Genomic DNA, 12,876 nt, shown 5'->3' on the forward strand with positions numbered 1-12,876 from the left:
CGTTCTCTTTTTTAGTACACTTAAAACTTATCTTAAGTTTTAAGTCCTTAATTTGTTTATTATTGCCAGGTGGCCATAGTGGAGAGGTAATACCCGTTCCCATCCCGAACACGGAAGTCAAGCTCTCTTACGCCGATGATACTGCTGATCAAGTGGGAAAGTAGGATGCTGCCTGGCTTTTTTTATTCGTGCGGAGGCTTTAATACCCCGATGCTCTGCGTCGTAACAAAGGGTATTAAAGCCGACTGTAACCACCTTATGAGAACAACATACCCCAATGCTTCGTGTCGGGGTTGTTGATTCCTTGCTTTATTTTTTAAAAAATGATATTATCTAACTCTTATGTTTTTAAGACCGGAGTTAGGTTATGGTATTAGTTCTTGTTATTGTAATTGCTCTTATATTATATATTCTTATATTTCCTATCAAAAATGCTTTTAAAATAAAAAAGCAAGAAGAAGAAATTATTCGTTTAAAAAGTAAACTTTCAGATTTGGAATTTAAATTTCAAGTCAATTCTAGTGTTTTCTCTCAGACTGAGACTCCGAGCACTGTCACTGAAGAGGCAGAAGCTTTAAATACCGAAACTGAGGCTCAAGTATGGATTAAGGCCGGAGAAGGTTCTAGAAATGAAGATAATACAAATAATTCGTTTGTTAAGGAATCTGTTAATGATGAGGTAAAAGAGGATTTAAAGCAAGAAGGAATTAAAGAAAAACATGCTGCTTTTTCTCCGTATTTTAAGAAATTATTTTCAATAGAATCCATTATAAGCAAGCTGGGGATTATCCTTCTTTTGATAGGGGTGGGCTTTATCTTTAAGTTAAGCTATGACAAGGGATATATAACGCAAGAGGTAGCCTTGATTATAGGCGGTTTGATTGGTGCTGCTCTTTGCTTTTTCGGATTTAGGAGCTCGGCAAAATCGAGGCTTGTGTTAAGTCAGGTTTTATTTGGGGGAGGTATAGCCGTTTTTTATATTACTGCCTATGCAGCCTATTTAAGGTACGGTATTTTAGGGGGTTTTTCCGCCTTTATATTTTTAAGCTTGATTACGGCTTTTTCTTACACCCTTTCAATTATGACCACATCTTCATCAATATCAATAATCGGCTTGCTTGGTTCCCTTATAATCCCCTTTGCCGTGGATCTAGGTTTTTTAGGTTTGACAGGCTTTGGGCTCTATGTTTTCGCCGTTTCTGCCCTTTCATCGGCGGTTTATTTTTTTAAGCGATGGAGACTTTTGCAGTTTATCTCGCTGATTGCATTTTTAGGAATTTTAACCCGTCTCTTACTTACCACGGCTTTGAATGTCGATGATGCGGTTCTGTTTTTCGGCCTTGTTCTTTTATTGATGACCGTTCATACCATTCCGGATCTTTATTTTTATTTAAAAGATGATGAAAAGAAAAGAGATAAAATTCTGTCTCCTGCTTTTGCCGTTTTAAATTTAGGCTTTTCCTTATTTTTAACATATAAACTTTCGGTTTATAAATTTGCACCTCAAAGCAGTACCTATCTTATTTTTTCATTTTTTTACATAGTTTTAGCCTATCTTGCTTTCCGAAAAAAAAGAATGGATAATTTGGGTCTTATTTACCTTGCGGGGGCATTGGTTTCTCTTTATGTAACGGTAGTGGACAGGTTTACATACGATATTCAGCCCGTCCTTATATTAAGTATGGCCTTTTTAGGATTTTGGCTTTTCCGCAAAAAAGAAGAATTAAAAGTTTTTGTTTTGCTTCACCTTCTTTTTGCCGTAGCTTATATAATGGCGATAATTTCACTTGGACGGGATTTCGAAAGTTTTACGCCGCTCTTCTTTTTCCTTCAAGGAGCTTTTTATCTTGTTCCGATGGGCTTATCGGTTTTTGTACAAAAAGAAAAATTTAAAAAGGCTTATCAAGGGTTTGTTTTTCAAGCCTATATTTTTATATTTTTGATTTTAAGTTTGTATAAACTCGATATAAAGAGGACGGAAATTTTTGCTCAAGGCCTTGTGCTCGTCCTCATAGTTGTTTATAACCTTATGCATCATAAACTTAAAAAAGAATGGTTCTATGAGCGGGCTGTAGATGCGGGAATTTTTATTTTATTTTTATTTTCGCTTGCAGACACTTTAAATTGTTTTTTTAAATGGAACCGCTCTTATGTATATCTTTTTCTTGGAATTGAAGCGGCTCTAAGTTTTGCAGTTTACGGCCTTTCTCTAATAAAAGAAAAAACTGAAAATGCCCGATTTTTTTACAGACTTTGCTTTTTTATTTTAATGTTGAAAATTATGCTCTTCGATTTTTCTATTGCAGCAGATCAATTTAGATACGGAATTTTACTTTCGGGTCTTTTTATTTTAGCCTTGGATAAATTTTATAAAAATAAGATTAATAAAGATAAGGTAAGTTTAAATGTCGGCCGGATATTTTTGATTACCGTTGCATTTCTTTATTATGGGTTTATTTACAGCCATATGCCGCACCGTGATGCAATCCTCATTAAAATTTTGAATATCGATGTTCTTTCGGTTGTAATAAATATTTTAAATGCCATTATATTGATTGCTTTTTTTAGGATACTAAAACTGCCTCAAATTCTTTACTTTGCAGTTATCAGTCTTATCTTTGTTTTTTTGAGTTTTGTGGATATTTATCTCCCAGTAAAAAACGGCGGTATTTTAACCCTTCTTTGGGCTTTTTATTCTATAGCTTCCTTTGTTTATTATTTGCGGAAGGGAAGGGCTAGGATGGTTTATATTTCGCTTGGGCTGATAATCTTTGTTGCGGCAAAGCTGATTATTCTTGACTTAAATACTTTGAATATTTTATCGAAGGTTATCACTTCCTTGGTTTTTGGCGTCGCCCTTCTTTTGCTGAGTTATGCAATTCAACCCATGTTAAAAAAGTTTGGGAAAACTGAAATTGAAAAAACCGAAAAAAGTTAGAGAGCCTTAAAAAAAACTTTTTTTAAGGCTCTCTTGATCGGTTTAGATTATATGACCGGTTTGCTTAAAGATAAAGGCGTAGATATCCGCCGTTTCTTCTATTATCTTTGCAGTGGGTTTGCCGGCTCCGTGGCCCGCTTTTTCGGTTATACGGATGAGGATAGGGTTTTCTCCCTTGTAAGTGTCATGCAGAGCTTGGGCATACTTAAAGGAGTGTGCAGGAACAACCCTGTCGTCATGGTCGCCTGTACATACCATAATGGAAGGATAATTGATGCCTGCTTTTACGTTATGGAGGGGAGAGTAAGCATAAAGATATTCAAACATCTCCTTACTGTCCTCGCTGCTTCCGTATTCATCGACCCAAGCCCAGCCTATGGTAAAATGCTGGTAGCGGAGCATGTCCAAGACTCCAACCTGAGGGATTGCAACGGCAAAAAGATCGGGGCGTTGGTTTGTTACGGCTCCTATTAAAAGGCCTCCGTTTGAGCCTCCTTGAATTGCAAGTTTTTTGGTTGAAGTATATTTGTGTTCTATCAAATATTCGCCGGCTGCAATAAAATCGTCGAAGACGTTTTGTTTTTTCATCTTTTTTCCGGCTGAGTGCCATGCTTCTCCGTATTCAAGGCCGCCGCGTAAATTTACGCAGGCAAAGATGCCTCCTTTTTCCAAAAAGGCCATTCTGGCTGCAGAGAAGGCGGGCGGAAGAGAAATAGCAAAGCCTCCGTACCCATACAGAATCGTCGGGTTATTTCCGTCGAGTTTAATATCTTTTTTTGAAACAATGTGCATAGGAATCTTTGTTCCGTCCTTGCTCTTAAAAAAGACCTGTTCGCATTTAAAGTCTTCAGTGTTGATTGGAATGGCAGGAACAAAAAAGTCTGTTAAACTGTTTGTTTTTATATCATAGCGTATGATTTTGTTGGGAGTTGTATAAGAGGTAAAATTGAAAAATAAAGAGTCTTCATTTTTTCGTGTTCCTGAAAAAGAAATACTTCCATTTGCAGGCAGATTTATTTTTGTGCCGTTTTTTCCATCAAGGCCGCAGATAAAGGCCTCATCCTGAACATCCCTCAAGTAAACCGTAAGAAGTTTTCCTCCGCAAAGGGCCGCGCTTGATAAAAGGCAGTCTTTTTGGGGAATCACTTCATCGATGGACTCTTCACTGATATTGTGTAAAGAGGTCTTTACAACTCGGTAAAATGGAGCTTGTTTATTGGTTAATAAATATAAAAAGCCGCTTTCCGTTTCAAGGGGCCAGACACTGTCATTAAAATGAGTGTTGTATTGTTTAAAGCAGCCTGAACATTTAGGAAGGCCTTCGCTTAGATCCGCAACAAAGAGCATATTGCCCTCGCTTCCGACTTCAAAAGCTGTAAGAAGAAGGGTTTTCTCGTCTTCAGTTGTACTTGCGGAAAAAGAGCGCAGGGGATGATCCTTGTCCTCAAAAATGAGAAGGTCATCGCTTTCTTTTGTTCCAAGTTTATGATACTTGAGCTTTTGAAACTCATTTTTTTCGGTTAAAGATTTTCCTTTATCGGGAGCATCGTATGAGCTGTAAAAAAAGCCGTCCTTATACCATGCAATATTTGAAAATTTTACCCAGTGGATGTGTTCTCCCGTATCGGCTTTTTTTTCGGCATCAAAGACAAAGATTTCTTCCCAGTCGGAGCCGCTTCCCGATACGGAGTAGGCCATGTATCTTCCATCCTTGGAAAAGGCAAGATTTTTTAAGGCCGTAGTTCCGTCCGAGCTTAGCTTGTTCGGATCAAAAAAGACTTCAGGAGAGCTTTCTGCCTTTATGTTTCCGCTTTGGCGGTACATAATGCTTTGATTTTGTAAGCCTTCCGTTCTAAAAAAATAATAGAAATTTCCTGCCTTAAAAAGACCTGAGCGTTTTTCATAATCCCAAATTTCTTCAAGCCGTTTTTTTAGCTCTCCTCTGAACGAGATTTTGGATAAAAATTCTTCGGTTTTTTTATTCTCGTCTTTAACCCAAGCTATGACTTCGGGTGCATTATCGTCTTCAAGCCATCTGTACGGGTCAGGCACGATGGTTCCAAAATAATTGTCGGAAACATCCGATTTTTTATATTGCATAATCTTCTCCTATAAAAACTTTAAAATCTTGATAAATAATAGAAGAAAGTATGTTTTTTTTCAAGTAGTTTAAAAAAATACTAAAAATACTAAAAAAAATGCACTTTTCCGATATAAACCGCTTGACATTCTAAATTTTTATGATAAAATGGGTTTAAGTGGGAGAAAGTAGTAAAAAGTGGGTAATTTTGCAATGACCGGAGAATATAAGAATACTCTTGATGAAAAAGGAAGAATTATGTTTCCGGCTAGGATTCGTGCAGAATTACCCGACTCAAATTTGGTTATTACAAGAGGTGTAGGTAACTGTCTTTGGATTTTTACTGCGGATAAATGGAAAAAGTTTTCTGATGAGATCATGAAGAAAACTTCCCTATTTAAAGCTCAATCCTTGTTGGTTATGAGACGCTTAATTGCTCCGGCACAAGAAATTGAGGTTGATAAAAACGGCCGTATATCTATTCCCCAGAGCCTCCGCGAGTGTGCAGGGCTCGAAAAAGACTGCATTATTTTAGGTCTCGGTAAACACTTTGAATTGTGGGACCTAAAGCAATATGAAAAATATTTAAAGGAGAGTGAGCCGGATTTTTCTGAAGCTGCCGAAGCTTTGGGTGATATAGGTTTTTAGGTCTTATGCAGCCAGTTCATACATCGGTCTTGCTTGAGGAATGTCTCGAATTCTTAAAACCCGATGCTTCCGATAATATTTTTGTAGACGGAACATTGGGAGAAGGCGGACATACTGAAGCTTTTTTAAAAAGATATCCTCAACTGAATGCGATAGGCGTTGATGCCGATGTTTCTATTCAAGAACGGGCAAAAGAAAGGTTAAAGCCCTTCGGTGAACGCATCCGGTTTCACTTAGGCTGGTCCGATGAGTTTTTTAAAAATTACCCGAAAGACTCTGCTCCTCCAAATTTAATTCTTTTGGATTTGGGAATATCCATGTTTCACTATGTAAAATCGGGTAGGGGATTTTCTTTTTCTTCTGACGAACCATTGGATATGAGACTGAATCCTGAGCTTAGGTTGAGTGCTGCCGATATTGTCAATTCTTATAACGAAAAAGATTTGGCGGATTTAATTTTTAATTATGGTGAGGAGCGTTACTCAAGAAAGATAGCGTCCCGTATAGTTGAGCAAAGGGCCGCGGCCGCTTTTAGTACTGCAAAAGAATTGGCTGATTGTATTTACAAGGCTGTCCCTCAAAATTACAGGCATGGAAAAATTCATCCTGCAACAAAAACTTTCCAAGCTCTTAGAATTGCAGTGAACGGAGAGCTTGATAGACTGCCCCGTCTTTTGGAAGCGGCTTTTTCGGTTTTGGCTCCTAACGGACGGCTTGGGCTTATTACTTTTCATTCTCTTGAGGATAGAATTGTAAAGTTCTATTTTAAAGAATTAGGGAAAAGCTGTACCTGTCCCGAAAATATGCCGATATGTAAGTGCGGGGGCAGGCCTAGGGCTGAGGTTTTAACAAAAAAAGCCGTTAAGGCTTCGGATGAGGAAATAAGGCTTAATCCTCCGTCGAGGAGTGCACGCCTTAGGGTTGTGCGTAAAATTGATTATCGGGAGAGTTAAAATGAAAAAAATACTTGCAGTGCTTTTCACATTGTTTATTCCTCTTTTTTTGTTTGCGGTGGTTTTGCAGTCTTCGCGTTATACAAGTGTTGAAAGAGATTTGGCTGATTATAATAAGGAACAGTCTAAAATTATTGAGGAAAATAAAAAGAAAATTTCCGGTATTTCTATTTTATCGAAGCCCGAGCGTATCGAAAGAATTGCCGTTGAAGAATTAAAAATGAGAAAAGCTTTGTCGGCCGAGATTTTGAGGGTTTCAATTTCAAAGGAGAATAAGGATGGTTAGAGAAAAGTTAAGCAACAATTTAGACTATTCTCTTATGACTCTTGATGAATTGCTTACAAGTACCGATGGAAGGCTTGTTTATAAATCCGATACATCGAGGTTTTTTTCGTCAGTCGCCATAGACAGCCGTAATGTAAAAAATAATTCTCTTTTTATTCCTTTGCGCGGTGAAAAGCAGGATGGACATATTTATATAGAGCCTGCCTTAAAGAATGGAACTAAATTTTTTGTTGTTGACTTTGATCATCTTGATGAAAATGAAACTACATTGTTGTCCTTGTGCAAAAAGTACGATGCTTCATGTGTTGCCGTAAAAAATAATTTAAAGGCTTTGCAGGATGCTGCAAGATATTATTTGTCGAAATTTCCCAATCTTTATAAGATAGGTATTACGGGATCGAGCGGTAAAACAACTACAAAAGAAATTTTGACTTCGATATATTCTAAAAAATATAATACCGTATCGACAAAGGGTAATTTAAATTCCGAAACGGGTTTACCTCTTTCCGTTTTTGAAGTAAGGCCCGAACATGAAGCCGGAATATTTGAGCTTGGCATGAACCGTAAGGGGGAGATAGCCGAAATAGCAAGCGTTCTTTTACCAAACGCCGCTATAATTACAAACATAGGAACTGCCCATATCGGTATTCTCGGCACAAAGCAGGCAATAGCTGAGGAAAAAAAAGAAATTTTTTCATTTTTTAAAAATGATTCTTTAGGCTTTATTCCTGAATGTGAATTTACGGATTTCTTAAAAGATATTCCTCATGGTTCTGTTTTTACGGTTTCAGATAATGATTCTTCATTGGTACAAAAGGTTGAAGATGCCGGTGTATTAGGTTCTAAAATTTTTTATAAAGGAGAAGAAATTTTATTCCCATTACCCGGAGTATATAATGTAAAAAATGCTCTTTTATGTATAGCCTTGGCGGAAAAAAAAGGTTTTTCGGCTAAGGAAATTAAATCGGGTTTAGAAGCCGTGCGGCCTCTGTTTGGTAGATCGCAGGTTTTGTACGGCTTTGTAACCTATTTTTTGGATTGCTATAATGCAAATCCCGACTCGATGAAAAGTGCAATAGAGTTTTGTGATTCTATAAATACCGAATGTGCAAAACATTATGTTTTGGCATCTATGCTTGAGCTGGGGGCTGAATCCGACTATGAGCATAAAAAAATAATTGAAGATGCATTAAAATCAAATGCCGATAATTTATACTTTTTTGGAGATGATATTTGTTCCGCTTTTGAAGGTTTGAACGTTTCTTCTTCAAAGAAAATATATAAGTTTAAAACAAATCAATTCGATGCATTAAAAGAACAGCTTAAAGAAAATTTGTCTAAAGATGATTTTGTTTTATTAAAAGGTTCAAGATCAATGGAACTTGAAAGATTGGAATCCGTTTTAAAAGAAGGGGAGATTTAAATGGTGAAACATATTATTGCAAAGAAAAATATTCACTCTGAAAAGTATGACTTTGTTTTTGCAATGTCGGTTCTTCTCCTTTTCGGCGTCGGCTTTGCGACCCTGTATTCCGGTTCTATTCATTACGCTCAACGTTTTTTTGACAATCACCTTTATTTTGTCGGTAAGCAAATAAAACATTTTATTGCAGGTATCATTGCAATGACGTTTTTTCTCTTTGTAGATTTTTCTACAATAAGAAAAATGCTGCCTTTTATTATGCTTGCGACTTTTATTTTTTGTCTGCTTCCGTTTATTCCCGGAATCGGAGAAGAAAGAAACGGAGCTTCCCGATGGATAAATATTGCAGGTTTTATGTTTCAGCCTTCGGAGCTTTTAAAACTTTCTTTAATTTTATTTTTAGCTAATTTTTTCGACAAGAAGAACGGTAATTATGATCAGCCTTTAGTTTCGATTATTACGCCTTTTGTTATAATATCTTTGTTTGCTTTTTTGGTATATTTGGAAAATGACTTTTCTTCTTCGATGTTTATCTTTTTTATAGCCGGTTTGATGTTCTTTATAGCAGGTGTTCCGATATTATGGTTTATTAAAGGATTTGTAAGTTTTGCACCAATCTTTATTTTAATGATTATAACAAAAGAATATAGAATGGAAAGAGTTCTATCTTTTTTGGATCCTTCAAGGAGCCCCTTGGATTCAGGTTTTCAAATACAGGCTGCTCTTAATGCATTGACAAGCGGTGGAGTTTGGGGACAAGGATTAGGAAACGGTTTACGTAAAGTAGCAAGTGTGCCTGAAATATATTCCGATTTTATATTTGTTGTATGGGCTGAGGAAATGGGATTTATAGGTGTTGTGTTTTATATTGCATTACTTGCTTTTTTTGCATTTTTCGGATATAGGATAGCTTTTGGCTGTAAGAGCAGATTCGGCGCTTATGTTGCTTTTGGGGCTGTCAGTTGTATTGTATCTCAGTCACTGGTAAATTGTGCTGTTGTTTCAAAAATGATTCCGGCCACAGGAATACCTCTTCCTTTTTTTTCATCAGGAGGATCATCATTGGTAGTTACGTTTTCTTTATGCGGTCTAATTTTAAATGCATCAGGATATGTGAATAAAAAGGAGAAATAGATGGCTGATATTTTGTATACTTGGAAAAAAAATGAATATTTGAATGATGCATATGTTAAAGAAAAAGTTATTAATGATAATAAATCATCAAAGCTTAAATCGGCAGTAGTTAGATTTCTTATTATTAGTTTTGTCTTGCTCTTATTGGGAGAGATTATTTATTATGCAATAATTTTACCGTATAGTTCTATAGCAGCAGTAAGTATTTCGGGTTGTTCCGATTTAAGTTCGATAGAAGTAAAAAAACTCGCAGGAATCGAAAGTAATACTAAATGGCTTTCTATAGATTCTTCCGAGATTTCTAAAAAACTTGTATCATATCCCGGAATTGCATCCGTTACCGTAGAAAAGAAATTTCCCGATAAGGTTTCAATTAAAATAGTTGAAAGAAAGGCTGTTGCTTTGGCTTTTACCGAAGTTGAAGGAAGAACCGTTCCAATGGAAATTGACGGTTACGGCGTGGTTTTTAGGATAGGTTCTCCTATTATTAAATCAAATTTGCCTATTATTACAGGGCTTACATTTAAAAGTCCTCGTGAAGGTATGCAGGTTAACGAAAAACTTTCTCAGCTTTTTGTTCAGTTGGATATTTTACAAAAAAAACATCCCGTTTTATTAAATGAAATATCGGAAATAAAAATTCAACCTAAAAAATACGGAGGTTATGATTTGATTCTCTATCCTGTAAAGAGCAGGTTATCGGTTATAACCAATAAATTTTTGACGGAAGAATCTTTACAATATATGATCCTTATTCTGGATGTAGTTAAGGATATAAATTTAGAAAAAAATATTATTGGAATTGATCTACGTGGTGCTAATGCCGTTTATATAAAAAGAGAGGCTAAAGATGAGTGATGATATAATCGTAGGTTTGGATATAGGAAGTAAAAATATTCGAGTTGTTGTTGCCGAAAAAAATGACGAAGGGCATTTACAGATAACGGGTATCGGTATGAGTGAATCGACGGGCATACATCGGGGTATTGTCACTAATATTGAGAATACCGTTCAGGGTATAAATAAGGCTGTTGATGAGGCTGAGGTTATGTCCGGTGTAGATATTTCCCATTGTACTGTCGGCTTGGGCGGAGTTCATATAGAGGGAGTCAACTCTAAGGGTGTTTTTCCTATAAGAGACAAGGGTAAAAATAATAAGGAAATCGACCGCTCCGATATAGATGCAGTAATTAATTCTGCACAGGCTGTTGAGTTTACAGGAGATAGAGAAATAATTCATGTTGTGCCTCAGTCTTATACGGTAGATAGGCAGCGTGGAATCAAAGATCCGCTAAATATGATAGGTACAAGACTTGAAGCCGAGGTTCATTTAATAACGGGTGTAGCAACCTCTATGAAAAATATTCCCAACTGTGTCCAAAGAGCCGATTTAAATATAGACGGCTTAATGCATAACGGTTTGGCGGATGTAAGAGCTGTTATGACAAATGATGAACAAGAGCTTGGTTCAATTTTAATAGATATCGGAGCGGGCACTACCGATATAGTTGTTATGCAAAACGGAGGACCTATAATTACGGCCGCATTACCTGTAGGCGGAATACAGGTTACCAATGATCTTGCAATAGTAAAAAGTATTCCGTTTGATACGGCGGAAAAAATAAAAATATCAAGCGGATGCTGCTGGATGCCTTTTGTTGAAAGAGATGAGCAGGTTTTAATTCCGGCTTTTGGAGGAAGAGGACCTGAAGAAATTTATAGAAGTGAGATTTGCGAAATATTGCAAGCCCGCATGGCTGAAATTTTTGTAATGGTAAAAAATAAGGTGGATGACCTTACGCAAGGTTCCCGCCTTGGCGGTTCCGTTATAATATGCGGAGGCGGAGCCTTGCTAAACGGTACAACGGAATTAGCTGATGAAATATTCGATATGCAATCTGCCAGACTGGGAATTCCTTCAACTATAGGAGGAGTTGTAGGGCGATATCGAAGCCCGGAGTTCGCTACGGTGTTGGGATTAATATTGCATAAATTGGATGATCAAAATAAAATAGGTAAGGTTTCAAGTTCCAGAAAAGAAAATTCGGGGCTTGTTGTTTCAAAAATAAAAAATTTTATAAAAGAATTATTTTAAAATTGCATACGGGAGGGTTATTGGTATGTTATATGAAGTAATGGAAGACAAGGTAAATAACGAGGTTGTCGATGCAGGTACTCCGGCTATAATAAAAGTTATAGGCGCCGGAGGAGGCGGTTCAAATGCCGTAAATAGGATGATGTCCAGCAATATGAGGTATGTTGACTTTATAGTTGCAAATACCGATTTACAGGCTTTACGTCATTCAAATGCTCCTTTAAAATTACCTATAGGAACAAAGATTACCAAGGGCTTGGGTTCAGGAGGAGACCCTGAAATAGGAGAGCAGGCTGCAATCGAAGATCGAGAAATAATTGCAAATGCAATAAAAGATGCAGATATGCTTTTTATAACGGCAGGCATGGGCGGGGGCACAGGTACCGGCTCAGCTCCGATTATTGCCGAAATTGCTAAGGAACAGGGGATTTTAACCGTTGCCGTAGTTACAAAGCCGTTTGCATTTGAAGGCCGTAAAAGAATGAGCCTTGCAGAAGAAGGAATAAAGAAATTAAGAGAATCCGTAGACACAGTAATTACTATTCCGAATCAACACTTATTGAATATGGTAGATCCTTCAACGCCTGTTGTGGAAGCTTTTAAAAAGGCTGATGATGTTTTGCGTCAGGCTGTTCAAGGTATATCTGATTTAATTTACCAACATGGAGAAATTAATGTCGATCTAGCCGATGTTAAAGCCGTAATGAAAGCACAGGGTAATGCTCATATGGGTGTAGGTGTAGGCGAAGGACAAAATAGGGCCGTGGATGCTGCAACAAATGCACTTAACAATCCTTTACTTGAAGAAGCTAGAGTTGAAGGGGCTAAAAATCTTTTGGTAAATATTTGCGGAAGCGAAAAACTAACCATGCATGAGCTTTCTGAGATTATGGATATCATTAATGCCGGAGCAGATCCTGATGTGGCTACTTTTTTCGGTGCAACCATCGATCCTTCCGTAGAAAACAAAGTTGTTGTTACACTTATTGCTACGGGTTTTAGATCAAACGATAAGTTTCCTATTGATGATGCAGCCTCTAACAGGAAGCCTGTTCGTGATAATGCAGAAAACTTGGTATTTACAGATGATTCTTTTATGACCTCAAGAGAGTGGACTAAGGTTAATAAAACAACGCCTCCTACTCTTTCCGGGCTTGGATTAAGAAATAGGAGTGAGGCATCTTCCGAAAAACATTATGAAGATATCTATGTTGCAGAAAGAAAGCCTTCTTTTAGCTCTATTGTTCCGCCTATGGAAAGTGATTTGGAAACTCCTGCATATTACAGAAATCAAAATGTTTTAAGGTAAGGGAGGGAAA

General features: G+C 37.1%; 10 protein-coding genes and 1 rRNA gene. 10 read left to right on the forward strand and 1 reads right to left on the reverse strand.

Going from position 1 to position 12,876, the window contains the following annotated elements; translation table 11 throughout:
* Positions 1 to 65 precede the first annotated feature (65 nt).
* A 5S ribosomal RNA gene (gene rrf / locus HGJ18_RS02585) occupies positions 66 to 177 on the forward strand.
* A 190-nt stretch (positions 178 to 367) separates the two neighbouring features.
* The gene (locus HGJ18_RS02590; protein ID WP_253697534.1) at positions 368 to 2,938 is read left to right on the forward strand and encodes a DUF2339 domain-containing protein; all 2,571 of its coding nucleotides are present in this window, start codon (positions 368 to 370) and stop codon (positions 2,936 to 2,938) included.
* Between the two features lie 42 nt (positions 2,939 to 2,980).
* On the opposite strand, the gene HGJ18_RS02595 is transcribed toward HGJ18_RS02590, so the two are convergent.
* Entirely contained in the window at positions 2,981 to 5,038 is a 2,058-nt protein-coding gene (locus HGJ18_RS02595; protein WP_253697535.1) for a prolyl oligopeptidase family serine peptidase, read from the reverse strand.
* A 193-nt stretch (positions 5,039 to 5,231) separates the two neighbouring features.
* On the opposite strand from HGJ18_RS02595, the gene mraZ reads away from it, so the two are divergent.
* Genes mraZ through ftsZ form a run of 8 tightly spaced genes read left to right on the forward strand, consistent with a single transcriptional unit; the run spans position 5,232 to position 12,866 of the window.
* Entirely contained in the window at positions 5,232 to 5,666 is a 435-nt protein-coding gene (mraZ, locus tag HGJ18_RS02600; protein ID WP_253698307.1) for a division/cell wall cluster transcriptional repressor MraZ, read from the forward strand.
* A gap of 5 nt (positions 5,667 to 5,671) precedes the next feature.
* Positions 5,672 to 6,619, forward strand: a complete 948-nt coding sequence (gene rsmH / locus HGJ18_RS02605; RefSeq protein WP_253697536.1) for a 16S rRNA (cytosine(1402)-N(4))-methyltransferase RsmH — start codon at positions 5,672 to 5,674, stop codon at positions 6,617 to 6,619.
* A gap of 1 nt (position 6,620) precedes the next feature.
* Positions 6,621 to 6,905 carry an FtsB/FtsL family cell division protein gene (locus HGJ18_RS02610; protein WP_253697537.1) on the forward strand — a complete coding sequence of 95 codons (285 nt, stop codon included), beginning with the start codon at positions 6,621 to 6,623 and terminating at the stop codon, positions 6,903 to 6,905.
* Positions 6,898 to 8,328, forward strand: coding sequence for a UDP-N-acetylmuramoyl-tripeptide--D-alanyl-D-alanine ligase (locus HGJ18_RS02615; RefSeq protein WP_253697538.1), 1,431 nt, complete (start codon positions 6,898 to 6,900; stop codon positions 8,326 to 8,328). Before HGJ18_RS02610 ends, HGJ18_RS02615 begins: the two co-directional genes overlap by 8 nt.
* Positions 8,329 to 9,462 carry a putative lipid II flippase FtsW gene (gene ftsW, locus HGJ18_RS02620; RefSeq protein ID WP_253697539.1) on the forward strand — a complete coding sequence of 378 codons (1,134 nt, stop codon included), beginning with the start codon at positions 8,329 to 8,331 and terminating at the stop codon, positions 9,460 to 9,462.
* Positions 9,463 to 10,320, forward strand: coding sequence for a cell division protein FtsQ/DivIB (locus HGJ18_RS02625; protein ID WP_253697540.1), 858 nt, complete (start codon positions 9,463 to 9,465; stop codon positions 10,318 to 10,320).
* The gene (gene ftsA / locus HGJ18_RS02630; RefSeq protein WP_253697541.1) at positions 10,313 to 11,557 is read left to right on the forward strand and encodes a cell division protein FtsA; all 1,245 of its coding nucleotides are present in this window, start codon (positions 10,313 to 10,315) and stop codon (positions 11,555 to 11,557) included. Before HGJ18_RS02625 ends, ftsA begins: the two co-directional genes overlap by 8 nt.
* A gap of 25 nt (positions 11,558 to 11,582) precedes the next feature.
* Positions 11,583 to 12,866 (forward strand): cell division protein FtsZ, encoded by a 1,284-nt coding sequence (gene ftsZ, locus HGJ18_RS02635; RefSeq protein ID WP_010699172.1) that lies wholly within the window; start codon positions 11,583 to 11,585, stop codon positions 12,864 to 12,866.
* Positions 12,867 to 12,876: the final 10 nt, after the last annotated feature.

It is taken from the genome of Treponema denticola (genome assembly GCF_024181405.1).
GTDB lineage: Bacteria > Spirochaetota > Spirochaetia > Treponematales > Treponemataceae > Treponema_B > Treponema_B denticola_D.